Source organism: Polyangiaceae bacterium, assembly GCA_020633235.1.
In the GTDB taxonomy this organism is placed as follows: domain Bacteria; phylum Myxococcota_A; class Polyangia; order Polyangiales; family Polyangiaceae; genus JACKEA01.
In genome coordinates, this window is the sequence record JACKEA010000007.1 from 200,861 (window position 1) to 225,562 (window position 24,702).

General features: G+C 68.1%; 23 protein-coding genes. 7 read left to right on the forward strand and 16 right to left on the reverse strand.

The features are described 5' to 3' along the window. Positions 1–72: 72 nt before the first annotated feature. Positions 73–1,611, forward strand: coding sequence for a cysteine--tRNA ligase (locus H6717_34135; GenBank protein ID MCB9582125.1), 1,539 nt, complete (start codon positions 73–75; stop codon positions 1,609–1,611). Positions 1,612–1,615: 4 nt separating this feature from the next. Here the strand turns inward: H6717_34135 and H6717_34140 are convergent, their stop codons facing one another. Next, a complete protein-coding gene (locus H6717_34140; GenBank protein MCB9582126.1) occupies positions 1,616–2,404 on the reverse strand; it encodes a hypothetical protein in 789 nt (262 codons plus the stop codon). Positions 2,405–2,691: 287 nt separating this feature from the next. Between H6717_34140 and H6717_34145 the strand changes: the two genes are divergently transcribed. Continuing rightward, positions 2,692–5,346, forward strand: a complete 2,655-nt coding sequence (locus H6717_34145) for a carboxypeptidase regulatory-like domain-containing protein (GenBank protein MCB9582127.1) — start codon at positions 2,692–2,694, stop codon at positions 5,344–5,346. 113 nt (positions 5,347–5,459) lie between these two features. On the opposite strand, the gene H6717_34150 is transcribed toward H6717_34145, so the two are convergent. Then, positions 5,460–6,197: a metallophosphoesterase family protein gene (locus tag H6717_34150; protein MCB9582128.1), complete on the reverse strand. Its 738-nt coding sequence runs from the start codon at positions 6,195–6,197 to the stop codon at positions 5,460–5,462. Positions 6,198–6,326: 129 nt separating this feature from the next. Between H6717_34150 and H6717_34155 the strand changes: the two genes are divergently transcribed. After that, positions 6,327–6,935 carry a hypothetical protein gene (locus H6717_34155; GenBank protein ID MCB9582129.1) on the forward strand — a complete coding sequence of 203 codons (609 nt, stop codon included), beginning with the start codon at positions 6,327–6,329 and terminating at the stop codon, positions 6,933–6,935. A 1-nt stretch (position 6,936) separates the two neighbouring features. Here H6717_34155 and H6717_34160 read toward each other — a convergent pair whose 3' ends face one another. From H6717_34160 to H6717_34200, 9 genes are all read right to left on the reverse strand, one after another. Further along, positions 6,937–8,226 carry a hypothetical protein gene (locus H6717_34160; protein ID MCB9582130.1) on the reverse strand — a complete coding sequence of 430 codons (1,290 nt, stop codon included), beginning with the start codon at positions 8,224–8,226 and terminating at the stop codon, positions 6,937–6,939. After that, a complete protein-coding gene (locus tag H6717_34165; GenBank protein ID MCB9582131.1) occupies positions 8,223–8,966 on the reverse strand; it encodes an HAD family hydrolase in 744 nt (247 codons plus the stop codon). The genes H6717_34160 and H6717_34165 overlap by 4 nt, the downstream gene beginning before the upstream one ends. Next, positions 8,963–9,868 carry a dihydroorotate dehydrogenase gene (locus tag H6717_34170; protein MCB9582132.1) on the reverse strand — a complete coding sequence of 302 codons (906 nt, stop codon included), beginning with the start codon at positions 9,866–9,868 and terminating at the stop codon, positions 8,963–8,965. Before H6717_34170 ends, H6717_34165 begins: the two co-directional genes overlap by 4 nt. Further along, positions 9,865–10,665, reverse strand: a complete 801-nt coding sequence (locus H6717_34175; protein ID MCB9582133.1) for a dihydroorotate dehydrogenase electron transfer subunit — start codon at positions 10,663–10,665, stop codon at positions 9,865–9,867. Before H6717_34175 ends, H6717_34170 begins: the two co-directional genes overlap by 4 nt. Position 10,666: 1 nt before the next feature. Then, complete coding sequence (gene rimI / locus H6717_34180) at positions 10,667–11,140, reverse strand: ribosomal protein S18-alanine N-acetyltransferase (protein MCB9582134.1); 474 nt, start codon at positions 11,138–11,140, stop codon at positions 10,667–10,669. Between the two features lie 72 nt (positions 11,141–11,212). After that, positions 11,213–13,159 carry an Hpt domain-containing protein gene (locus H6717_34185; protein MCB9582135.1) on the reverse strand — a complete coding sequence of 649 codons (1,947 nt, stop codon included), beginning with the start codon at positions 13,157–13,159 and terminating at the stop codon, positions 11,213–11,215. After that, the gene (locus tag H6717_34190) at positions 13,156–13,932 is read right to left on the reverse strand and encodes a hypothetical protein (protein ID MCB9582136.1); all 777 of its coding nucleotides are present in this window, start codon (positions 13,930–13,932) and stop codon (positions 13,156–13,158) included. Before H6717_34190 ends, H6717_34185 begins: the two co-directional genes overlap by 4 nt. Then, positions 13,929–14,282, reverse strand: coding sequence for a hypothetical protein (locus H6717_34195; GenBank protein MCB9582137.1), 354 nt, complete (start codon positions 14,280–14,282; stop codon positions 13,929–13,931). Before H6717_34195 ends, H6717_34190 begins: the two co-directional genes overlap by 4 nt. Beyond that, positions 14,282–15,685, reverse strand: coding sequence for a response regulator (locus tag H6717_34200; protein ID MCB9582138.1), 1,404 nt, complete (start codon positions 15,683–15,685; stop codon positions 14,282–14,284). Before H6717_34200 ends, H6717_34195 begins: the two co-directional genes overlap by 1 nt. A gap of 94 nt (positions 15,686–15,779) precedes the next feature. On the opposite strand from H6717_34200, the gene H6717_34205 reads away from it, so the two are divergent. Next, positions 15,780–15,947 (forward strand): hypothetical protein, encoded by a 168-nt coding sequence (locus tag H6717_34205; protein MCB9582139.1) that lies wholly within the window; start codon positions 15,780–15,782, stop codon positions 15,945–15,947. A gap of 13 nt (positions 15,948–15,960) precedes the next feature. Here H6717_34205 and H6717_34210 read toward each other — a convergent pair whose 3' ends face one another. The 3 genes from H6717_34210 to aspS form a co-directional block, all read right to left on the reverse strand. Beyond that, a complete protein-coding gene (locus tag H6717_34210; GenBank protein ID MCB9582140.1) occupies positions 15,961–16,302 on the reverse strand; it encodes a hypothetical protein in 342 nt (113 codons plus the stop codon). 121 nt (positions 16,303–16,423) lie between these two features. Next, positions 16,424–16,969: a hypothetical protein gene (locus tag H6717_34215; GenBank protein MCB9582141.1), complete on the reverse strand. Its 546-nt coding sequence runs from the start codon at positions 16,967–16,969 to the stop codon at positions 16,424–16,426. A gap of 43 nt (positions 16,970–17,012) precedes the next feature. After that, positions 17,013–18,905, reverse strand: a complete 1,893-nt coding sequence (aspS, locus tag H6717_34220; GenBank protein MCB9582142.1) for an aspartate--tRNA ligase — start codon at positions 18,903–18,905, stop codon at positions 17,013–17,015. A gap of 141 nt (positions 18,906–19,046) precedes the next feature. On the opposite strand from aspS, the gene H6717_34225 reads away from it, so the two are divergent. Continuing rightward, entirely contained in the window at positions 19,047–20,870 is a 1,824-nt protein-coding gene (locus H6717_34225; GenBank protein MCB9582143.1) for a hypothetical protein, read from the forward strand. Here H6717_34225 and H6717_34230 read toward each other — a convergent pair whose 3' ends face one another. Further along, the gene (locus H6717_34230; protein MCB9582144.1) at positions 20,871–21,572 is read right to left on the reverse strand and encodes a hypothetical protein; all 702 of its coding nucleotides are present in this window, start codon (positions 21,570–21,572) and stop codon (positions 20,871–20,873) included. It abuts the gene before it with no gap. 77 nt (positions 21,573–21,649) lie between these two features. Here H6717_34230 and H6717_34235 point away from each other — a divergent pair, with 77 nt between their 5' ends. Then, positions 21,650–22,222 (forward strand): hypothetical protein, encoded by a 573-nt coding sequence (locus H6717_34235; protein MCB9582145.1) that lies wholly within the window; start codon positions 21,650–21,652, stop codon positions 22,220–22,222. A gap of 33 nt (positions 22,223–22,255) precedes the next feature. Here H6717_34235 and H6717_34240 read toward each other — a convergent pair whose 3' ends face one another. Further along, on the reverse strand, positions 22,256–22,729 hold the full coding sequence (locus H6717_34240) for a hemerythrin domain-containing protein (GenBank protein ID MCB9582146.1): 474 nt from the start codon (positions 22,727–22,729) through the stop codon (positions 22,256–22,258). 173 nt (positions 22,730–22,902) lie between these two features. Here H6717_34240 and H6717_34245 point away from each other — a divergent pair, with 173 nt between their 5' ends. Then, complete coding sequence (locus H6717_34245) at positions 22,903–24,630, forward strand: serine/threonine protein kinase (protein ID MCB9582147.1); 1,728 nt, start codon at positions 22,903–22,905, stop codon at positions 24,628–24,630. Positions 24,631–24,702: the final 72 nt, after the last annotated feature.

The following is a 24,702-nucleotide window of genomic DNA, read 5'->3' on the forward strand; positions in this document are numbered from 1 at the left end:
GCAGAGCGCGCCTTGCCGAAGCGGTGCTGCGGTGGGCGGAGCGGGCAATCCGAGCTAAGGTCCGCGACCGCCATGGCCGAAATCCGCCTGTACAACACGCTCTCTCGCAACCTCGAGCCCTTCACGCCCAAGGAGGACGGCAAGGTCGGCGTGTATTGCTGCGGCCCCACGGTCTACGACGTTCCACACGCCGGGCATGCGCGCTCGGCGCTGGCCTTCGACATCCTGGTGCGGCACCTGCGGGCGCGGGGCTACGACGTCACCTACGTCCGCAACATCACGGACATCGACGACAAGATCTTGGCGCGCTCCAAAGAGAACGGCGAAGAGCCGCTGGCGCTCTCCAAGCGCATGGCCGAGGTGTACAAGGCGCAGATGGCGGAGGTGGGCTGCGCAGCGCCCACGCACGAGCCTCGCGTCAGCGACCACCTGCAGGAGATCTTCGATCTGGTCCAGAGCCTGATCGACAACGACGCCGCGTACGTCGTGGACATGCCCGGCGGCACCAAGGACGTGTACTTCTCGGTGCGGAGCTTCGCCGGGTACGGCAAGCTCTCTCGCCGCAACATCGACGATCTGATCAGCGGCGCGCGGGTGGAGAAGGACGAGACCAAGCGCGACCCGCTGGACTTCGCCCTGTGGAAGGGCGCGCCCAAGGAGGAGTGGGGCTGGCAGAGCCCGTGGGGCTGGGGACGGCCGGGCTGGCACATCGAGTGCAGCGCCATGAGCAGCCGCTACCTGGGCCACGGCTTCGACATCCACGCCGGCGGCATGGATCTCATCTTTCCGCATCACGAGAACGAGATCGCCCAGAGCGAGGCGGCGCACCCGAGTGAAGGCAACTTTGCCCACTGCTGGATGCACAACGGCTTCGTGAACGTGGACAAGGAAAAGATGAGCAAGTCCCTCGGGAACTTCGTGACCGTGCAGGACGTCCTGGCACGGAACGACGCCGAGGCATTTCGTTGGTTCCTGCTCACGGTGCACTACCGCGGGCCCATCCAGTTCGACACCGACAAGCTCGACAGCGGCCGGGTGGTGTTTCCCGGCGTGGACGAAGCAGAGCGGCGCGTGGACTACATGTACACGGCCGTCGCGCGGCTCGCGGAGCTGGCCGGGGACGCAACGCTGGGAGAAAAGCTGCCGCCGGAGCTCCAGAAGCACAAAAAGGCCATCGACGAAGCGGCCGTCACCGCCGACAAGGGCCTGGACGACGACTTGAACACGCCCATCGCGCTGGCGTCCCTCGGGGAGATGGCGCGGCTCGGCAACGAGGTCTGCGACCTCGCCTTGAAGCGTCGGAAAGATGCGGCCTTCGTGGGCGCGGCGCGCGGTGTGGCCGCCCATGCGGTGAAGAAGATCCGCACCCTGGCGGATGAGCTCGGCATGATGCGCGCATCCCACGAAAACTACACGTCGCGTACGCGCAAGCGTCGCCTCGAGCTCCGGGGCCTCACCGCGGAAGCCATCGAAGCGAAGATCGTCGAGCGCACCGAGGCTCGCAAAGCCAAGGACTTCAGCCGCGCGGACGCCGTGCGCGCGGAGCTCGAGGCTCAGGGCGTGTCGCTTCGCGACTCACCCACGGGCACGGATTGGGCCGTCGAGGCCTAAACCCCTACTGAAAGTCCTGCACGGCCCACACGGAGCCGCCGGGCGTTTGATAGAAGCCGCAGGCAACCTTCGTGTACTTGGTGCTCGACATGTTGATGTAGTGCCCGTGGGTCTGGAAGTCCGCGCCGGGACCCTCGGCCCACATCTGGGCCAAGCACGTCGTCACCGTGGAGCTCACTGACGGGTAGCCGGGGCACTCGTTCTGCGCCCACTCGCCGCAGGAGGGAAACGCGCCGTGCGCTTGCCCCGTCTCACTGTCGCTCTTCGCCTCACCATCGGCGCAGGACTCCTTCGCGTTCCAGCGCTGGTAGGGCGGAAGGCTCAGGGTAGCGCGGTACTCGTTGATCTTGTCGACGCACTGCTGGCGAGCCGTAGCGAACGGATCCGTGGTGGTGCCGCCGCCACTGCCGCCCGTCGCCGAACCGCCGCTGCCGGAAGTACCACCGCTCGACGCCCCGCCGCTCGACGCCCCGCCGGTCGCAGAACCGCCGCTGCCCGAGCTGCCGCCGCTCGAGGCTCCGCCGGTCGCCGCCCCGCCGCTGCCGGGGGTGCCACCGCTCGAAGCGCCGCCACTCGAAGCGCCGCCACTCGGCGCCCCGCCGGCGCCTGAATTTCCGCCAACCGAAGCGCCGCCGCTGCCCGAGCTGCCGCCGCTCGAGCTGCCGCCGCTCGAAGTGCCACCGCTCGCAGATGCGCCGGCGCCGCCATCCTGGAACGTCAGCTCGTCGTACCCGAGCACGTTGCTACAGCCAACGGCAAGCATGACGACGATCAGCGAAGACACACGAAGCACACTCTGAGCATGCCACGCGCGCGACGTTCGCGGAAGCGATCGTCGTCATACGACAGCGACGCACACCGTACGGATTCTGCGAGTCGCGAACGATCGTGTTGCGTCTTCGCGATGATGCACTGCAGTGATTGCGGGAATCTCCAGTGAGCATTCAACGCGATCGCCAAACGGTTGGGAGCTCTCGTAGCGTGAACGCAGCTGGATCGTGACGTTGCCACGCACTTCGGTACGGACCTTGCTCAGGGCGCAGCCGGGAAGGTCGACCCGGGAAGGCGGGAGGCAACAAAATGAAATCGAAGATACTGTCTGTGCTCATTCCGAACGCGGCCCTAGCCGTCGCGTTCGCTCTCACCCTCGGAGCCTGCAGCGGCGACGATGGCGCCCGCGGCCCCGCAGGCGCGCCGGGTGATCCCGGTGGACCTGGTGCCACGGGTCCCACCGGCCCCAATGGCAACCCGGGCGACGCCGGCGTCAACGGAGACGCCGGTATCAGCCAAGGAACCCTGCACGGCAAGGTCACGAACAGCATCACCCAGGCGGGTGTTCAGGGTGTGACCGTGGCGTTCTCGCCGCCAGTGATCGCGGATCTGACGACGGACGCCAACGGCGACTACAACACCAACCTGCCCGTCGGCGTGTACACCGTGACGTTCACCAAGGACAGCTTCACGGACGGCGAGGCCACCGTGCCCGTCGCCGCTGGCATCGATCAGACCGTCGATATCGAGATCGTTCCCGCAGCGGGCGTGATCGTGGACGCCGGCGCCGACCTCAACGGCGCTCCGGGAGCCAACGTTTCACCCACGGCAGCGACGGAGATCTACGACGACAGCACCGGCGCCACGTACCTGTGGACCCAGAAGTCCGGCGTGCCGCTGACCATCACCGGCGAAACGACGGCCAATCCGACCATCACGCTGGCGGATCTCGAGAGCTACAAGACCGCCCTCGCCACTCATCTCGAGCAGCCCGACCGCTTCATGATCCTGGGCATCGATCCCTTCGCCCTCGAAGAAGCGGAAACGGCCGTGTTCGAGGTGGCGGTGACTACCTCCAGCGGCACCTACAAGGACACCGTGAACGTGGTGGCGAGCCTCGGTCTCGCCTGGACCACGGGCGTCCACAACGTGCCCATCGACGTGGGCGTGTTGCTGCAGGCCAAGGACGCCAGCGGTGGCTACAGCTGGACCGTGACCGGTCCCTCCGGCTCCACGGCAGCGTTCGACAGCGCCACCAGCCGTTGGCCGATCCTGAAGCCCGACGTGAAGGGCGAATACACCATCACCGAGACCAACAGCGGCGACACCTTCAAGTTCTTCGCGGGCGAGTGGAAGGGTGCCATCAGCGGTCTGAGCGCGACGGACGGCAAGCCCGAAGCGACGGCCTGCACCATGTGCCACAACGACAGCTTCGCGCCGGACAACTTCAAGACCTGGCGCAAGAGCGGTCACGCCGAGATCTTCACTCAGAACATGAGTGACCCGGCCAACCACTGGAGCACGAGCTGCGCCAGCTGCCACGGCGTGGGCTACGACGAGAACGCCACCAACGGCGGTTGGGACGAGGCCATGTCGTCCGAGAGCTGGACCGTTCCGCATCCGGGCGGCCCCACGGTGTACAGCGACATGTTCACCAGCGCTCCGAAGACGGCCGCTCTCGCCAACGTGCAGTGCGAGAACTGCCACGGTCCGCAAGACAGCGCCGCCCACACCACCGGCGCAGCCCGGCTCAGCGACTCGTCCCAGCTCTGCGGCTCCTGCCACGGAGAACCGGCGCGTCACGGTCGCTACCAGCAGTGGAAGGAATCGGGCCACGCGAACTACACCCTCGCTCTCGACGAATCGACGGTGGAGTCCCGCGGTGCGACGGCTGCTCACTGCGGTCGCTGCCACTCGTCCCAGGGCTTCAAGAAGTGGATCGCCCAGGGCGACCTCACCTCCTACGTGCAAGGCGCCAATGGCAACGCGACGGTCGCGGAGATGACGGCTTGGGGCATGACCGAAGCCGAGATCCACCCGCAAACTTGCGTGACCTGCCACGACCCGCACGCCCAGGGTGACCTGTCCGGCGAGCCCAACACCGCCACCGTGCGCGTGGAAGGCGACACCGGCATGCTGCCGGCCGGCTACAACGCCATTGGCGTGGGCAAGGGTGCGTTGTGCATCACCTGCCACAACACGCGCAACGGCGCGCACTCCGACGCCATCCCGGTCAGCAACATGACCGCTCCGCACGTGGCCGCTCAGGGCGACGTACTGATGGGTCAGAACGTGTACTTCGTGACCCCCGGCATGCGCGGCGGACACTCGTACATCACCAACACCTGCGTGACCTGTCACATGAACCTGACGGACCCGCCGGCGGAGTACAGCTACAACAAGTCGGGTACCAACCACACCTTCGCGGCTGACCCGACGATCTGCACCACCTGCCACGGGACCTTCGACGGCGGCAGCATGGCGCAGGTGATGGAGAAGTCCCTCGATGGTCTGAACGAGCACCTGGGCGACACCGCCATGGCGAAGCTCAACGCGCTCGGCACCGTGTACGTCCGCGCCTACGACCCGGCGACGGATCTGTACTCCTCTTCCGGGAGCACGGACGCGGACATCAGCCTGGACGTGAACACCAACCCGATCAAGCACATCGCCATCACCGAAGGCCATGGCCAGATCGAGCTGCACTTCACGCTCACCACCGCGATTACCATCACCTGGTCCGACAGCAGTCAGACCACCACGGACAACTTCGGCGTCCAGCTGCGCGCAGTGAAGAGCAGCGCGGGCACCGCGGGTGCAGCCGTGTACACCAATGGCGGCAACATGATGAAGGCGTGCTGGAACTACCTGATGCTGCACGGCGACGGCAGCAAGGGCATCCACAACCCCGACTTCTTCATGGCGGTCATCAACGCAACCATGGCGGTGAACGTCGACAACTGACGCTCACGCTCCTTCCCATCCCTGGCGCCCGCCGAGCCCTGGCTCTGCGGGCGTCGGGCTTTTTGTGCCGGGTGGTTCCGCGCCGGACCAACATGGAAGCGGAGGAAATCCGCTCAGACGCCGATGAACAACCGATGCGCGAAGTTCCGCTCGAGCTTGGCGCGCAGCACCTTGTCCGCGGCGGTTTCGATGTCGTACTCCGCTCGCTTGAACTCGAAGCGCTTCTCCGTGGAGTCGAACACGGTGAAGCTGGCCCGGTTGTCGTAGTCCCGGGGCTGACCCACGGAGCCCACGCTCACGATGTACTTCTTGTCCGGCGCCAGATCGAAATCGATGGGCGGGAGCTCTTCCACCGAGTCTGGCGTGAGGGCGAACACCTTGCACAGGTGAGAGTGTCCGATCAGCGTGATGTGCCCGAGCTCGTCGTAGATCGGCAAACACTCCCGAGCTTGTTCCGGAGCGAAGATGTACTCGAACTCTTCCAGACGCACCGGAGAGCCGTGGCACAAGAGGGCGTCCTCGTCGCTCAGGCGGATCTGATAGGGCAGCCCGCGAAGCCAATCCATGTTCTCTTTCGAGAGCATGTTGGCGTGCTGATCCAACGCGTGGCGCGCCGCCTCGTAGTAGTACGAGTAGTCCATGCGCCCGGCGACGGCGGCGTCGTGATTGCCCAAGATGGTGGACTTCACGAGACCGCGCACGAGATCCGCGCACTCGTTCGGCGAACCGCCGTAACCCACCGTGTCGCCGAGGCAGTAGTAAGCGTCGATGCTCTCGCTCTTGAATGCCTCGATGACCGCGCTCAGCGCTTCATAGTTGGCGTGGATGTCGCTGAGGATGCCAAGACGCATGTCTGAGAACGCCGAGACTACCACGGACAGCAGGTGGGTGACGCAACGGAAGGGTTCGCTTTTTCGTCGTTTTCTCGGCGGCGCAGGCGCCGTACGTTCAGGGTCGCCAACCCACCCCCGAAAGCCAACATGACCGAAGATTTCGAGTCGGAAGCCCTGGAGCAGCTGTCCCCGCCGCCGGATCCGCTGCCCGAGCTGGCCGCGAGCTGCATCGATTACGTCCGCGGCGCGGTGGGCGTGGAGCTGGACTTGACGTCGGACACGCTGCCGGTCCTCGACCACTATCTGGAAGGCGCGCGCGAAGCCGCACGGGAGCGGCCGGAGTTGCTCGATCTCTTGTCGCGCGCCGTGGGCGCCTACTTTGGCGAGGTCGTGCGACGCAGCTTCGCGGCGTACTGGATCGTGCCCTCGGACGACGCCTTCGAGTGGCGCATCGCCTTTCGCCGCGTGTATCTGGCGTTCAATCCCGTCGGCGCCGCCTACGATTCATTGACGTCCACCAGCGAGCACGAGGGCCCATCGAGCGAGATGTCCCTGCTACGCGAAGAGCAAGAAGCCGTGGCAGCTCGCCTCGCTGCCCTGCCCGAGGTGCGGGAGGACGACTACTACCGCCTCAGCACTCGCTTCGAGGTGATTCAGATCGCCTTCGCCGCCCTACGCTCGGAAATGGAGCGCGCAGGAGTGGAGGCGACGGAGTACGAGCCCGAGGACTACCAGGAAGCCCTGGGCCAAGCCTGACTCACTTCTCGGCTCCCGCGTCCACGTCGCCGCCGATCTGCACCCGAGCGGGCAGCTGGATCTGCGTCGGCGGCTCCACCCGCTCACCGAGGAAGTCACGCCAAGAAATGGTGTAGCGCCCGGGAATGGGGCCGATCAGGTATTGCTCCGCCCGCGGACGCACCCACGCGGCGGGGGCGCCATCGATGAGCAAGTACTCCAAGGTGTCCTTGCGGTTCACGGCGATGAGCCCTTCTCCCGGAGCATCCGCTGCGGGAGCCTCCTTGCCGGGTGCAGCCTTCTCGCGAAAGGCTCCGAGCTGGCCCTGCGTGAGCAACACCCCGGCGGGCTGCGGCGGGAGCTCTCCGGGCTTCAGTAGGCCCGACGACGGCGGCACGACCAACAGGCCGTAGGGTAGCTCCGGCTTGCGCACGATGGCCGTCACCTCGAACCCCAAGTGCCCACCGCCAGGCCACTTGTACTCGGCCTTCAAGGGCACCGACCCGTTGCAGGCGGCGTTGTTGGGATCCACCGCGATCAGCTCCAACAGCAACCGGCACAGGAGCTTTCCACTCTCCGCGATCCCCGAGATGTTTCCGCTCTCCAGCGTGAGGACGCCCGTCTCGCTCTTGATGCGGACCTTCTCCGTTTCGAGCCCCAAGAGCGCCCCTTTGCCCTGGGCCTTGTTGTTGCCCTGCGCCATCGGCAACACGTCCGCGCGCCGTTCGGCGAACAGCGCTCGCAAGGTCCCGGGCAACATCACGCGATAGGAAAAGCCATCGGGCCACACCAGGACGTGTCCCCAGTGCTCGGTGGCGGAGCGCAGCTCGGCGTTCTCCGGCACGGGGAAGACCGGCGTGCCGAAGGTGAAGCGCATGCGCCCCGCCGGCGCGAGATCGACGGTCACGCGGGGCTCCATCGCCTGCTTTGCCTTGTTGATGGCGGCAGTCGCGACCTCTCCCCCGGACGGAGGCGATGGCACGTCGAACCACTTGAAGCGCGCTTCCAGGGTGACGCCGGTGCCGTCCTTCGCTGCTAGCGTGTCTCGGGGCAGCGGCTCGGACTCCAGCAGCACCGTAGGCGCCGGGGGGCCCGCGTCCGGCAGGATCAAACGGCCCGCGGAGTCCGCCGGGATCCCGCCCCGACCCGCGTCCAGCTTGCGCTTGGGGCCCACCGTGGAGGCGATGGGTGCGGGCAAGATGCTCGCGTTCGGGCTCGCTTGCGGCTCGCCGCCCTCGCCGCCGGCTTCCTTCTTCTGAGGACAGCCGGCGATCAGCAACGCCGACAGCACGAGCGCGCCACGAAGCTTCATGATTGCGTTGAAAAGTCTCCGATCACCATCACGCTGTCGAGCAGCGGCGGCGCGTCGGGGTGGAATTGGGTGTCGAGCAGGAACACGTCCGTATCCGGAAACAGTTCCTTGAAGACGTTGCAGTTGCCGGGCTCGTTGTCGAACACGGCCGTGACCACTCCGCGCTGGGCGACCAGCGGCGTGAAGGCGCGCTTGAACTCGGTGTCGTCCATCTCCGGAGACGGCTTGAGCACGAGCTCCGTACCCGGGACGCCGATGGGGAAGCCGGCATCGCGAAGGCTGGCGAAGGTACCCAACGCCATGTTGGGCAGATCGCGACCGGTGAAGTACACGATGATGGCGCCGGCGTCGCGACAGGCGTGGGCGAACTCCACCGCTCCCGGGAGCGGGGTGTCGTGGTGGATCCAGGAGTCGAAGAAGAAGTGCGCCTTCCAGTGCTCGAAGCCCTCGGCGAGCAGCGCCTCGTCCTCGATGCCGATGGCGCGGAGGTTCTCGTCCAGCAAGTAGTCCAGGCGCTCCGGCACCATGGTCTTGAGCAGCGCTGCCTCCCGCGGGTGAGAAACGCGCCACTTCTCGGCCAGGTCCGCCATGATGGCGCAGGTCCGCGGGCGGTTGTCCATCAGCGTGCCGTCCAGGTCGAACACCACCAGCGGGGCGCGGCCCGCGCCGATCTCCCGCACGCGAGCCACCACCGCCGCGAGCTTCTCGCTCTGCGTCGGCAGGTCCAGCCGTCGCTTCATCGCGCTCCTCCGATCACCTGCTGGATGGTCGTGTCGTGGCGCTCGCAGTAGTCGCGAAGCCCATCGCGAACCTCCAGGGCCGCGCAGGGGTTCGAAAAGCTCGCCGTCCCCACCTGCACCGCGCTGGCGCCGGCAAGCAAGAACTCCAGCGCATCCCGCGGGGTGCCGATCCCGCCGATGGCGATGACCGGGATCTTCAAGGCTCCCACCAGATCCCAAACGATGCGCAAGGCGATGGGCCGAAGCGCTGGGCCGCTGAAGCCGCCGGTGCGATTGGCGAGGCGAGGCCGCCGGGTTTCCACGTCGATGCTCATGCCGCGGATGGTGTTGATGGCGGTGATGGCGTCCGCGCCGGCGCCTTCGCTGGCCTTCGCCACCTCCACGATGTCCCCCGCCTCGGGGCTCATCTTGACCCACAGCGGCAGCTTCGTCGCCTTGCGCACTGCGGAGGTGACCTCGGCGCACATCCGTGGATCCTTGCCGAACTCGATGCCGCCGTGAGTCACGTTGGGGCAAGAGACGTTCAGCTCCACCGCGTGCACGCCGCTCTCCCCTTCCAAGCGTTCGGCGATGCGGACGAAGTCCTCCGTGCTGCTGGCGAAGATGTTCGCCACCACCGTCACGCCGCGCTGTCGGAGCTTGGGCAGCTTCTCCGTGCAGAACGCCTCCACCCCGACGTTGGCCAAGCCGATGGCGTTGAGCATGCTGGCGGGTGTCTCGCAGATGCGCTCCGGCGCGTTGCCCGCCCGTGGGTGCAGGCTGAGGCCCTTGGTACAGATGCCGCCCAGCTCCGCCACGTCGAAGAAGTCGTCGTACTCCAGCCCGTAGCCGAAGGTGCCGGACGCCGTCAGCACCGGGTTCTTCAGCTTCAGGTTGCCGAGCTCGAGCTCGAGGCGGTTCATGACGGCCTCCGGAACGCTGCCCGCACCGGAGCGTGCTTTTCCTGTTCCCAATCGATGCGCCGAGCATCGATGCAGGGGCCTTCGGTGCAGGCGTAGAGGTATCCGCCCTCCGCCGTGGGCACCGGGCAGCCCAGGCACACGCCGTAGCCACAGGCCATGGGCGTCTCCAAAGACGCCTCGCAAGGGACGTCACGCTCCGCACAGATCTGCGCGACCTTCGCCATCATGCGATCGGGCCCGCAGGTGAACACCTCGTGCCCATCGGACAAGAGCTCGCCGAGCACGTCCGTGACGCGACCCTTCACGCCGCGAGAGCCGTCTTCCGTGGTGATGCTCAGATCCGAAAGCTCCGCCAGCTCGTCATCGAGAGGCAGGTCCCGAGCGCTGCGCCCGCCGTACACGGCGATGGGTCGCTCCGAGAGAGTGCGCGCCAAGAACAACAGCGGCGCGATGCCCACGCCGCCACCCACGAGCACGGCGCGCCGTCCCGGCGTGGGTGCGCGCCACGGCTTGCCCAGCGGCCCGAGCAAGGTGAAGGGCTCCCCCGGCTCCGCCCGCGCCATGCGCGTCGTGCCTTCTCCGACCACCTTGATCAAGATCGACGGCGTGCGCCCCGCGCTCAGGTAGCTCATGGGCCGCGGTAAGAGCGGGGCCTCGCCCCATTCCGCACCGCGCACCATGCAGAACTGACCCGGCAGCGCGGTGCTGGCCTCCGGCGCGTCGAAAGTGAGCACGTGATAGGCGTCGCCCATGCTCTCGCGACGCAAGAGCGGCAGCGTGCGAAGCTCGCGAGCCACGTCACACCTCCGGTAGGGCGATCTCGTCGCGACCTGGAAGGATCTGGCCGCTTTGGGGATCGATGGCGAGCATCATCTCGATGGCGTCCTCGGCATTGTCCGCGTAGTAGCCGCGCCGAATCCCCATGGCGCAAAACCCATGGGACCGATACAGGCTGAGCGCCGCCCGGTTCGAGCGGCGGACCTCCAGTACCACGAGACGCACCCGGTTGGCGCGGGCATGTGTCAAAAGCTCCGCCAACAGCGCCCGCGCCGCACCGCACCGCCGGTGGTCGGGATGCGTCGCCACGTTGATCACGTGCAGCTCGTCCGCTACGGCCCACGCGAGCAGGAACGCCACCACCGGATCGCCGGCGGTCCAGATCCGCGCCCACGACCGCGCGAGCTCCGCGTCCACGTCCAGCTCCTGGTCGCCCAGGCCGGCGATCTCCACGACGCGCGCGCGATCCGCAGGGTCCATCGGGCGAACGAGCATGGAGGCCCAAGCCTTCTCCGAGCGGGCCCTCGCTGCAAGTTTTGTTGGTCCGGCGCGATACCGTCGCGGTTCTCACTGCCCGGCTTGCCACACGCGCGCCGCCACTGCCTGAGCGTCGAGGGCGAACGCGAGCGCGCCGTCACGGCGCAGCACGGCGGCACTGAACGGCACCCGTTCGGATCGCAGCCGCGGCAAGGGCCGGAGGTGTACTTCCTCGACTGCGCCCACCGCGTCCACGCCCACCACGGTGCGTTCGTCGCCCTGCAAAACCAGCTCCACGCCCAGCGGCGACGCCGCATTCGGCGGCAGGCCCAGGCACGCCGCCAAGGAAACCACTGGTTGTCGCACTCGGAGCACGCGTCCGGAGAAGCGCAGGGGCAACGCGAAGCTCCGGCCCGCGGCGTCCACCCACACCACGTCCACCACGGAACGTTCGATGGGCACTTCCAGCGTGGCCGTGACGCCGCTTCCGGCGCGCGTGCTGAGGCGCAACGAGCCGCCCAGACGGTGCGCCACGCTCTCCGCCAAATCCAGGCCGATGCCGCGCCCGGCCAGCACGTCGGCCCGGGACTGCGTGGTGAGACCGGGCAGGAACAGCAGGCTCAAGAGCTCGTCGTCCGTCGCGGAGGAGAGCGTCGCGGGGTTGAGCGCGCCGCGCTCGAGCGCCAGGGTCTTGAGCGCATCGATGTCGATGCCGCGGCCGTCGTCCGCCACGGAGATGCGCAGCCAGTCGCCCACCCGCTCGGCCCGCAAGGAGATGGTGCCCACCGTCGGCTTGCCTCGGGTCGCGCGGTCCGCGGTGCTCTCGATGCCGTGCGCCAGGGCGTTCTTCGCGAGCTGCAGCAAGGGGTCGAACAGCCGCTCTGCGACCACTCGATCCACGGGCGTCTCTTCACAGTCGATCACCACGCGCACCAAGCGGCTCTCTCGCGTGGCAAAGCCCTCCGCCGCCCGCGCCACCCGTTCGAGGAGCTCGCGCACGGCGCTCCGCTGCAAGCTGGACAGGGACGTGCGCATCTCCCGCGCGCGCCACTGCACGGCATCCGCGGTGCGTCGCAGCCCGGTTCCGGAACGCTCCGCGCGATCCGCCACGTCTCCCAGCACGTGGGCCGCCTGCTCGATACGCGACAGCGCCGTGGCCGGCGCGCCCCACGGCCGCGCGGGGCCGATCTGGCGCAGCGCTTCCAGCAAGCTCGCGCGCTCGCCGCGGAGCGTGGACGCCGTCGCGCGGGTGCGATCCGCACGCAACCCCAGGGCGTCGCGCAGCTGATCCACTTGCTCCACCCGCGACAAGAGCGTCTCGATCGTCTGCGCCGGAATGCGCAGCACCGCGTCCACGCTCTCGGCCTCCGGCGGCGCGCGGCTCGGCCGCAGCGACGGCGGCAAGGACACGCCTCTCGACAGCTTGGCCAGCGCTTCCGCCGGATCTTCCAAGAACAACGCGAGCACGGAACGGTGCTTCGCGAGATCGTCCACCACGCGCGTGTTGCCCGCGTCCCGCGCTTCTTTCAGCCGCGCTTCCAAGCCGTGGCAGTACCAGGCCGTCGCTTCGTCACCGACGGCGGCGGCGGCGCCTTTCACCGAGTGCACCGTGCGGAACGCGATCTCGAGGCGCTCGCGATCGTCGCCGTCTTCGATGGCCTCGTCGAGCTGAGCCAGGCGGTCGCCCATGGCGGCGCGGTATTCCGCCGCGAACGCCGGATCGACCGGCGCAGCGGTCATGCCCATGGGCGGCGTGGGCCACGCCGTCGTGAGCGCCGGACGTCCGGCTCGGAGCCGCTCCACCGCCCCGCCGAGCACCTCCGCCGCGACGGCCACCACGGCCACATCCCCGCGCCGGAGCTGGGCGCCGTAGTTTCCGAGGGCCAGCGCCAGCTCGGTGTGGCCGGCCATCGCCGCCGACCCGCGCAGGGCGTGAAACGCCGCTCGCACTTCTTCCGGCTCCGGAGTCTCCGCCGCGAAGACGCTCCCCCTGCGTTCGATCTCGTCGGCCAGGAGGAGGTCGAGCTTGCCGCTCACTCCCGCTCCTCGCCCCCGCGTCGATCCAGCTCCTTCAGCAGCCCCAACAGCGGGCGCAAGGTCGGCCCCAACGCGCGCAGCACGAACCCCCGCTGCGGCTTCTCGGCGAGCTTGGACAGCGCGCCCAACAGACCGCGCGCGTGATCCGCAACTTGCGCCACCAACCGTGCCGTCTCGGGATCCGAGCCGGTGGTGCTCCGCAGCACACGACCGAGCTCCACCACTTGGCCATGGGCGGTGCGCTGCGCGGCTTGCACGCGTAAGAGCTCCTGCGACAGATCCGAAGCCCGCTGCCGCGCCAGCTCCAGATCGGCGTCCAAGGCGCCCCGCTCTTCTTCGAGCTGCGCCAAGATGCCGTCGAGCTCGCCCAGTCCTTCCAGGCCGGCGTGAGCGATCTCGCGCACTTCTTCCGCCACCAGCACCAAGGCCCGCCCTTTCGCTTCCCCCAGGCGAGAGCCCTCCAAGCCCGCGTTGAGCGCCACCAGCTTCACACGCTCCAGGGCGTCCTTCACCCGACTGACCATGCCCTCGGCGTCCCGCCCGCGAGCGTGGAGCAACCGCGCGCGGTCCGTGGCCGCGTCCAAAGAGCTCTTCTGCTGCGCCGCGACGGCGCCCACGCCTTGAGCCGCCCCCAGCGCGGTCTCCGACGAGTTCTGCGCGCCGTCTTGGGCGCGCAGCAAGAGCGCGTCGTCCAGGCCGTTGCGCGCCGTCCCGGGCTCCCCAGCGCTCAGGGAGTCGCGCACGCGATCGAGCACCAGGTCCACCAGGCTCATGCCTCGCCTCCTTCTCGCACTCGGGAAAGCTCCGCCGAAAGGCTCAACAGCGGAACCCGCTGACCTTCCACCAACACGCCGCCCTCCGCGGCCTCGAAGAACCCGGTCCGCTCCACCGCGACACCGCTCAGCGCGATCGTCTCGCCGTCCACCTCGCACAGCACGGCATGCGCGTCTTCCCCCAGCGGGACCGCCGTCACCACCCGCCCGTCCCAGGTCGACAGCGGCGTGCCGTCCCCGGGCACCCGGGTGATGGGCAGGGTGTGGATGATCCGCTGGGTGATCGCGCTGGGCAGGAAGTGCCTCGAGCCGCGCGCCATCAGGATGATGCCGGCCTCTCGCGCCGGCATCAGGCGGCCTTGCGACGCACGATGCGTGAATTCAAGAACTGGTAGATGATCTTGCACACTTCGAAGGAGCTGCCCTGCATGGTGTCGACGATCTCGCGCACCGTGCTTTCGCCATCTATCGCGTCGAGCACGGCTTGCTCGCGCCGAGTGAGCTGAGTGTCCTCGCTCAGGTTTTCGATGGCTCCGGGATCCTTGTACAGCACTTCCTCGAAATCGAACGTGCCTTCGATCAGCCGCCACTCGTCCACACGACGGAAGCCTTCCATCACCAGTGCACCGATGGAAAGCGCCAAGCGCGTGGTCGACTGCTCCAAGGGCAAACCCACGGTGAAGGTGAAGCGCCCCGTCTTCCAGCGCACCACCTCGTACACCAGCTCCGAGGTCTGCCGTGTGAGCGCATGGGTGATGGCTTCCTGCTCCACCAACCCGAGCTCCAGCAAGCGCTCTCCCAAGAGCCGCGCCGTGCCCGTTCGCTGGGCCACTACGGTATCGAGGTCCTCGCGGTTGATGGCGCCGGACTCGATCAGGTAGCGCCCCAGCAAGAACTCGTCCCGCACGCCGCGGGAGGCCGCGAGATCCACGTTGCCCTCGCGTACGTACAGCGTGATCTCCGCCTTGCGGTTCGAGACCACCAGCGCCCCGGTCTGACGCTGCAGGTGCAAGAGCTGCAGGATTTCCGCGATGGAGATCACGGAAATGTCGCCGGCCAGCACCTCCTGGGTGTCCGCCCCGAAATCCAGCGTGCGGAGCAAGCTGGTGAGGGCGCCCATGGTGTCCGCCGTCACGGCGTCCTGCACCGCGGACAGAACGATGGCTTCGTCCACCCCCGCTTCCTCGTGCAGCTTGGGCATGATCACCCGCGCCAGCGCCGAGGCGAACTCGTCCGCGGTCTGCTGTCGCCGGATCGCCGGGTCCTCGCTCGGCACCAGGGAGCTCGGCGCGAAGCTGTCGGCGACGGTCTCCTCGTCCGGCATGGTGTCGCCGTCGGGAACCGGCCGCGCGCGCCCCTCTTCCTGCTTCTTGAGGGCGCCCTCCACCACCGCCACCAAGCCGCGGGCATCGAAGGGCTTGGTGATGGCGTCGATGGCGCCGGTCTGCTGCACGAACTGCCCACGGATCTTGTCGCCCTTGGCGCTCATCAGCACCACGGGCAGGTTCCGCCGCTCGGCGTTGTTCCGAAGCTCGCGGCAGAACTGATAGCCGTTCATCCGCGGCATCACGAAGTCGAGCAGGACGAGGTCCACCTCCGCGCCTGCGTCGAGCTTTTCGAGCGCATCTTGCCCGTCTTCCGCCGTAACGGTCTCGAATGCCCGTGCCTCCAAGATGGACGTCACCACCTTGCGGATGGTCGGGCTGTCATCGACGACGAGGATTCTCGCTCCCATTCGCCTCGGAGCGAGCATCGTGCTGGGTCCGGAGTCGAGACGCAAGGCTTCACTTTTGTGAAGCTTTTCCGGCTGGGCGGCGTGGCGCCGAAGCCTCGGCTACACTGGCGAGATGCTCCCGAAAAAGTCCAAAACACGTGAGCGCCGCGGGCAAATCGTTCCCACGGAGCTGCCTGTCTTCAGCGAGCTCGAGCGCCGGGGCCTGGTCGTCGTGATGGGGGAGCGGGGTGGTTCCGCGCCGAACCAACAAAAGAAGCGGAAGACCAAGCCCCAGCGCTGAGCACAGGGAGGGGTCAGAAGACGTCGCTGGAGCAGTCGCCGGGGGAGCAGGTGGCGGTGCAGTTGGGGTTGCCGAGGCAGGCCTGGGAGCAGCCGCCCCCTTCGCAGGTGAAGTCGCAGGTCGCGCCCGGGGAACAGGACTGGGAGCAGCCGCCGCCTTGGCAGGCCACGGTGCAGCTCGAGCCCGAGGCGCACTGCTGGGAACAGCCGCCCTTGCTGCACACGAAATCGCAGGTGGCGTCCTTCGCGCAGCTACAGTTGCCGTCGGAACAGACGGCGTCCTCGTTGGATTCGCTGCTACAGCCGATGACGCCGAGCGCGGACACGAGGGACAGGATCAGAACCAAGCTCTTCATTCGCTAGCCTCCTTGGAGGCAGCTTCAGCAGGGTGCGTGCCAGCGCAGGAACGCGGAGATCTTGCGGCTTCCTTCGATGGCGTGGCGGGGCGCAACCGACCACCACGGTGGGCTCCGGCCTTCAGCGCGGCTTGCAGCTCAAGCTCGAGAGGATCTTCACGATGGCGTCTTCGTCGCGCCCCCGCTGGCCGCCGGCGATGGTCTCCGCCAACCCCAGCACCACGCGCTCCTCGAAGGGCAACAGCGCCCGGTAGTGGATCCAGTCCGGCGACGTGGGCCCCGGCCGCCAGCGGTACACCAAGAGCGTGCCGTCGTGGCCGCTCGCCGACAGCGGCTGCTCGGCGATCAGGGCGAAGTCGTGGCGATCCCCCCAGGCGGCCTCGGTGCGGCGTTTCTCGGCATCCACGGCGTCGTCCAGCTCGCCGTCGTGCTCCTCCAACATCACCGTCGATAGCGCCCGAGTGCCCGCCGGCATCGTCGAGAATTCCGCGATGTGATCCGGCATCGGCTTGGCCACGCGGGTCCAGCCCTCCGGCAACGTGGCATCGCAGCTCAGCGTGACCGGGCGCTGGGCCACCGGGGCTGCGCTCGCCATCGGCTTGGGCGTCGGACGCTCGTCACACCCGAAGAGCAAGAAGAGCGCGAGGACTGCCAGCGGTTTCCGCATGATTTTCGGTCCGGCGCGAATCCCGTCCCGCGCCGGACGTCGCTCAGTCGTCTTCGACGACGGACCGGACCGACAGCTCTGCGAGCTGCTCGGGACTCACCGCGTTGGGCGCGTCGCTCATCACGTCCGTGCCCTTTTGCGTCTTGGGGAACGCGATCACGTCGCGGATGCTGTCGCTGCCGGCGAGCAGCATCGCGAGGCGATCCATGCCCAGGGCGATGCCGCCGTGGGGCGGCGCGCCGTAGCGCAGCGCCTGCAGCAAGAAGCCGAACTTCTCCTGCGCGTCCTCGTCCTTGATGCCCAGCGCGGCGAACACCTTCGCCTGCACCTCGGGATCGTGCAAACGAATGGAACCGCCGGCGATTTCGAAGCCGTTCAGCACCAGGTCGTAGCGGTAGCAGAGCACCTTGCCGGGATCCTTCTCGATCAGATCCACGTGCTCGTCGTGGGGTCGGGTGAAGGCATGGTGAGCCGCGGCCCAGCGGTTCTTCTCGTCGTCGTACTCGAACAGCGGCGGATCCACGACCCACAGGAAGTTCCAGTTGTTACCGTGGCCCACCTCCGGAATCAGCCCGAGCTTCTTGCCCAGGTGCACGCGCAGGTTCGCCATCACGGTGTGCACCACCGCGCTCTTGCCGCTCTGGAACAGGATCAGATCGCCGTCCCCCGCTCCCACGGCCGCGTTGATCTCCGTGCGCATCTCCGGCGTGATGGTCTTGGCCAGGGGGGATTGCGTCCAAGAGCCGTCCGCCGCCACCTTGGCCCGCGCCAAGCCCGCGGCGCCCATGCTCTTGGCCAGCTGCTCGAGCTTGTCGGCTTCCGTGCGCGACAGCCCAGCGCTGGCCGGCACCACCATGGCCTTGACGATCTCCGCCGGCAGGTCCGTGCGGTAGGTACCGTTCTTGAACTTCTCGGCGATGGGCGCCCAGAACGGGATGCCACCGCCGCCGTGCTTCACCACCAGCTCGGTGAGATCCGTGTGCTTCATGCCGAAGCGCAGATCCGGCTTGTCGTTGCCGTAGTCGCGCATGGACTCGTCGAAGCGCAGGTGAGGGAAGTGCCCGCTGGGGTACAGCTCTTTCAGGTCGATGCCGAGGGCAGCCTTCCAGATGGCGAACACCAGGCCCTCCACCAGGGAGAACACGTCGTCCTGATTCACGAAGGACATCTCGATGTCGATCTGCGTGAACTCCGGCTGGCGATCGAGACGCAGGTCCTCGTCCCGGAAGCAGCGCACGATCTGGAAGTAACGTTCGTAGCCCGCCACCATGAACAGCTGCTTGAAGATCTGCGGGCTCTCCGCGAGGGCGTAGAACTTCCCGGGGCTGAGGCGCGCCGGAACCAAGAAGTTCCGCGCACCGCCGGGGGTGTACTTCACCAGGAACGGCGTCTCGATCTCGAGGCAGCCCTGGCTCGAGAGATAGTTGCGCGTCGCCTGGTTGATGTCATGGCGCATGCGGAGCGAGCGCTGCAGCGGCCGCCGGCGCAGGTCCAAGTAGCGGTACTGCAGACGGATCTCTTCGCGGGTGTCGAGCTTGTCGGCGATCTCGAAGGGCGGCGTCTCCGCGCGGTTGAACACCGTGGCCTCCGTCACCACCACCTCGATCTCGCCGGTGGCGAGGTTCGGGTTGGTGGCGGACACCATCTTGTCTTCCTTCTTGCTCCACTGCTCGCCGCGGGAGCGCACCCGTCCGCGGATGCCGACCACCCACTCGCCGCGGAGCTGCTCCGCGAGATCGTGGGCTTCTTGGGACGCCTCGGGATCGAACACCACCTGGGTGATGCCCTCGCGGTCCCGGAGGTCCACGAAGATGAGCTTTCCGTGATCGCGACGGCTATCCACCCAGCCGAACAGCACGACCTCGCTATCGATGTCGGATGCGCGGAGCTGAGCGTTGTGGTGAGTGCGTTTGAGCTCGTCGATGAAGCGGGCCACGGTGACCTCCTGGAAGGCAGAGGCTTGTAGCACGGCCCTCCCCGCAAAAAACCTGGGGCTTTTCTCGCGCCGGCGTCCGTCACCCGGGCGCAAAGCCCCGGAAATTGGGCCGAAATCCCCGAGTGTGGCACGTGGGGGAGCGTGCGCGTCGAGCTTGGCGAAACCCCGCAGGATCGCTACCGCCACTGGCTGCACCCGGTGTGCGCCTGGGCGGCCCTGGTCCTGCCCCTGTTGGTGACGCTGTGGCGTGCGTCCACTGGCACGCAGTGGCGTGACGACATGGCCATCGTGCGTGGCCTGGGGCTGGTGCCCCTCGGCGGCGAAGGCACCGTGTCCAGCGTGGTGATGCAGCTCTTCGCGCTGCTCCCGTTGGGCGGCCGCCTGCTGCGCGCCTCCCTGGCCAGCGCCCTGGCATTGGCGGTGGCGGCGCGCCTCGTCTACGCCCTCGCCGTCCGACTGCTGGACGAGAACGCGTGGACCCCACGGCTCACACCGCTCTTGGCTTTCGCCGCGGCCCTCACCACCACCCTCTCCCCCACCTGGCAGCTCGAAGGCACCATCGCCGGCGGCGCCACGCTGGCGGCGTGCTTGGTGCTGCTGGGTGTGATGCTGCGCCCCGACGGTCGCGTGGGCGACGCGCGGGTGTGGCTGGGCTACGGCGCGTTCATCGCCATCACCTCGCTGGAGAGCCACGCCGCGGGAGCCGCGCTGTTGGTCGCCATCGCGGTGCAGGTCGGCGTGCTGGGCGAAACCCCGCCGCGCCGCAACGTGGGTCTGCTCGCCGCGGGCGCATTGGTCACGGCCGCGCTGTGCCTCGTGCCGCTGGCCGTGCGTCCCTTTGCCGAACGCTCTTGGGTGCACCTCGGCTTCGGCCTGTCCGCAACCGACATCAGCGCCGTGGACACCGCCGCCCAGCGTCCCGGCGCCCTCGCCTCCTGGTTCCGCGAGATCGGCATGATCGCCGTCGCCCTCGCCGCCGTGGGCGGCGTCTGGGGTGTGGTGCGCGGCCGCACGCGCTGGCTCGCCGCGCCGCTCGTCGCGCTGGTGTTGGCCGACGTCTGCTTCCCCGCGAGCCGCGCCGGCGTGCTCGCCAGTGATCCCCTCGCCTCGGTGCGCCTGCTCGCCGTCGCCGGCTTGGGCATCGGCGCCGCCCTCGGCGTCCACACCCTGGCCGTGGGTCTCGGTCGCGCCAAGATCCCCTTCGCCCAGCCCGCCGCCGCGCTCCTCGTGGTCTTCGACTTCACGCTGGTGCTGATGACCGGCGAGGATTCCTCCTACGTCGCGGATCGCCGTTCGCAAAACGCCGCCGAGGTGTGGACCGACGAGGCGCTGAGCGCGCTGCCCAATCGCAGCCTGATCTTGGTGCGATCGCAGGCCGTGGCCTGGCGGCTGTGGGCCGCCCGCGTGGTACGTGGCGAGCGACCGGATCTCGTCGTGGTTCCTCTACCCTTGCTCGACAAGGGCAGTGTGGCCACCAGCCTGCTCACGATGGAGCCGAACCTCGCGCCGCTGATCCGCGAGATGTCCCTCGCCGGCAAGCCGAACGAATACTCCCTCTCCGTGCTCAGCGACACTCGGCCGCTGTACGTGGAGCTCGACCCCAGCTGGGATCGCCGGCTCGTGGACCACATGATCCCGAAGCAGCTGTGGGTCGCCTTCGCGCCGCACGCGGTGGGCCGTTCGGACCGCGTCGCCGGACGCAAGCACGGGCGCCGCGCTTTCGAGCGCGTGCTGTCCGCCGCCAGCACCCCGACGCATCAAGACAGCGCCACCCTCGCCGTCCTCGGCGCGCGGGCCGAAGAGCAAGCCTTCGCCCTCGCCGCCCTGGGGGATCGCGGCGCGGTGGGCGAGATCCTCGCCGACATCAAGCGCATCGACCCGGCGAGCCCCTTCGCCAGCGAGCTCGAAGCGCGCATGAAGAAACACCGCCGCGGCCGCGTCGACGTCTCCGGGCTGCTCGAATAGTCAAAGATCGACGTTCAAATCCGGCGCCACGCGCTTCGCTCCGGCGTACACGGCGTCGCGCACGTTGGACATGAAGTCGTTCCACAGCACGTCCTCGCGATCCTTCGCGTTGATGCTGCCCGCCACTTCCGTGCTGCTCGTCGCCGAAAGCTTGGCGCTGCACAGCGGCTTCGCCTTCTCCAGGTCGAACACCTGCAAGATCCCGGAGTACTTGCCGCCGCTGAAGCGCTCGCCGTCGAGCTTCGGCCCCGTCCGCTCGCTGGCCCGCAGCACTCCGAGGTAGGCGTACTCGCGGCCGAGCTTCTTCACGTTCCACAGCGCGTCGATGGCCTGCTGCTGGGTAGCCGCTCGCGCGCTGGGCGTCACCACCCGCAGCGCCGGCGTGGTCAGCTCCTTCCAGCGCGCATCGCTGCCCGAATAGGGCACGCGGTCCGGATGCGCGAAGCGACCAAGGTACTCGTACTCGGCGATCGCCATGCGCCCCCCAGCGAGCCCTTCACACGGCTTCTCCTCGGCCTTGGCCGGCTCCGGCGTCCGCGCGTGCATCTCGATCAGCGGCTTCGTCAGGGCATCGATCTTGCCGCGCGTCTCCTGAAGCTCCTTGCCATCGTCTGGATGTTGGTCCGCCGCGGAACCACCCTTGTCGCACCCGCTGGCCAGCCCGGCGACGACGAGGGCGGCCACGGCACTGCTACGAATCATGTCGTCGAAGTTCCGCACGGTAACCTTCGCGCGGCAAGGCTTTCGCCGGTGTCGATTCGGGGGCTACTCTTCGAATCGTGGCGAGGGAGCCCGCGATTCGAGCGCTGCTGTCGCAGCTCGTGTGGAAGTGGTTGGAGCAGGGGGACCGAAACGACCTGGCTCGAATCCAGGCGCGCCTGTCGCCCGGAACGCTGCACGCCATTCAGTCGCCCTTGGGCATCGGCTGGGTGCCCATGAAGCCACACATGGAGATGTGCGTCGGCATCCAAGAGGTGTTGGGCCCCGAGGGCGCGTTCGCCCATTGGCGCCGCGTGGTGCTGGAGTTCGGCACCTCACGCATGCTGCGGGGGTTCTTCGCCATCGCCGGACGCAGCGGAACGGATGGCGTGATCCGCCGCGTGAACGTCGCCTACGCCGCGGAGACGCGCGCCGTGGGCAGCGCGCGCTGCACGAGCACCACCGCCACCAGCGCCATCGTCGAGCTCGTCGACTTTCCATCGCCGGAGTTCGATCTGGAGACCTACGTCAATGGCTTCGCCGGCACCCTGTCGGCGTCCATCACGCTGGCAGGCGGCGCGTCCCCCGAGGTCGTCACCCACGCCAGCGGGCGCGGCGCGCGCTTTCAGCTGTCGTGGAAGACGTCCGCGTAGTGGTGTTACCGCGGCGCACCGACATTCAAACGATCAGCGCTGACGAGCGCGCAGCAGGCGCGTGATGTGCGCTTCGATGTCCGGGCCCGAGCGCGGCGGCGAGACGCTCACCTTGGGCATGGCGCGGATCTGGGCGAGCAGCTCGTCGTCGTCCGCGACCTCGAGGCACTGGGCGTAGAGACCGTCCATCGCCTCTTCCACCTTGTTGTGCTCGGCGAGGATCCGCCGCGCCGTGAGCACCAGCTCCGCACGCGGCGGTGGCACCAACAGGGCAGCGAGCAACGCGTGATCCGCGCGAATGCGATCACACAGCTCCTTGGCGGCGCCGCTCTTGCGCAACGCGACCATCAAGATCGTCTCTTCCCAGGCGATGTGCTGAAGCAGGCCGTGGCGAAACGCCTGCCACGCCTCGTAGTCCACGGAGCTGGAACCGGAGAGCGTCTGGGTGAGGAGCTCGTCCAGGCGAGCGTGATCCGCTCCCAGAAACTTCCGTACCTCAGCTGCCATTTCTCTGCCCATGACGTTCCAACGCGGAAGTACCCGGAGCCCTTACCCACCAGGCACTGCACCGCTCCGCGTACTACATCCCCAGAGGATGAAAAGGGGGCCCGGCGCGCGGCGATTTCCGGCAATTTCCCTGGCTCTTGCCGCATCGGGACGATGGCGCCGAACATGAGCGCATGGCAGGCGCCAGCGAAGACCCCGTCGTCGTGGATCCATCCTTCGGTCCGGCACCCGAATTTCTTCGACGCTACGACGAGAGCGAGGTGCTCGGAGAGGGCGGCATGGGCACCGTGGCGTCGTGTCTGGATCGCCAGATCGGACGCCACGTCGCGCTGAAGCGACTGCGCTCCCAAGAAGGGGAGAACGCGCGGCGCTTCGTGCGCGAAGCCCGCATCCAAGGGCAGCTCGAGCATCCCAGCGTGCCTCCGGTGTACGAGCTGGACGTCGATCCCGATGGCGCGCCGTTCTTCACCATGAAGCGCGTGCGCGGCGTGACGCTCAAAGAAGCCCTGCGGCGCCTCAAGTGGTACCCCGAGCGCTACGGAGAGAGCTATTCCCTGCGGCGACTCCTCGGGGCGTTCGGCCGCGTGTGTCTCGCGGTGGACTACGCACACCGCCGCGGCGTGCTGCATCGCGACCTGAAGCCGGCCAACATCATGCTGGGCGACTACGGCGAGGTCACCGTGATCGATTGGGGCATCGCGCGGCTCGTGGGTGACGTGGAGTCGGACACGGTGCTGTGCACGCCGGGCTATGCGTCGCCGGAGCAGATCGCCGGACGCGAGTTGTCACCGGCGAGTGACGTGTACGCCCTGGGCGCCATCCTGTTCGAGATCCTGACGCTCGAGCGGCTGCACCCCGCCGACGCGAACGCGGCGGAGGACGCTACCCTCGCCGGCCAGCTGGACGCGCCGTCGGCGCGCAAGCCCGACGCGGACCCCGAGCTCGACGCCATTTGCCTGCGCGCGCTGGCGCTGGAGCCCGCCGATCGCTTTTCCTCCGCGCGCGAGCTGTACGAAGCCGTGGAGAGTCATCTCGACGGCCAGCGCGACGCCGAGCGCCGTCGTGCCCTGGCCGACGAGCATGCTCAGCACGCCATGACGCAGATCCGAAGCGAGCTCACCCTCGACGCACGCAAGACGGCGCTTGGCGAAATCGGTCGCGCCCTCACCTTGGATCCCGGCAACGCCGTCGCCCTCGAGGCGCTGGCCGCTCTCACCGCCGCGCCCCTCGGCGGTCTGCCGCCCGAGGTGGAAGACTCCCTCGCGCGTACTCGGCACGAGCAAACCCGCTGGGCCGCGAACGTCGCCGGTGCCAGCTACCTCACGCTGTTCTTGTACCTCCCGCTGTTCTTCTGGGCCGGGATCCTGAACGGCGCCGCTCTCGTCGTCTTCTACGTTCTCGTCGTCGGTGCCGCCGCCATCACCCTCGCCGTCGGCCGCGCGCAGCGTCCCCATGTTGGTGCCGTGCTGCTCGCCATGCTGCTGTCCAACGCCGCGTTCGCGACGACCACCGTGCTCTTCGGCCCGCTCGTCTTGATGCCCGGTCTCGTCGCCGTCAACACCACCGCCTACGCGCTGCTCCTGGACAAACCCTGGCGCACCGTCACCATCGTCGGCGGTATCGCCTTCGTCCTCGTCCCCGCCCTGGTGGAAGCCTTCGGCATTGCCGGCACGCCACACTATGCCTTCGGTCCCCAAGGCATGACCGTCGCCTCCGGCGCCATCGCCCTCACCCGCGCCCCCGCGCTGGTCTTGCTCCTGGTCGGCAGCGTCGCGACCGTCATCACCGGCGCCTTCGCCACCTCACGCATGCGCGACGCCCTGGGCCAAGCCGAGCTCCGTCTCGCCCTCAGCGCCTGGCACCTCCGCGAGCTCGGCCCACGCATTCACCCACCGCACTGACGCCCTTCCGCATTGGAACGTCTGCCCACGCATTCACCCGCCGCACTGATTCCCTTCCGCGTTGGAACGTCG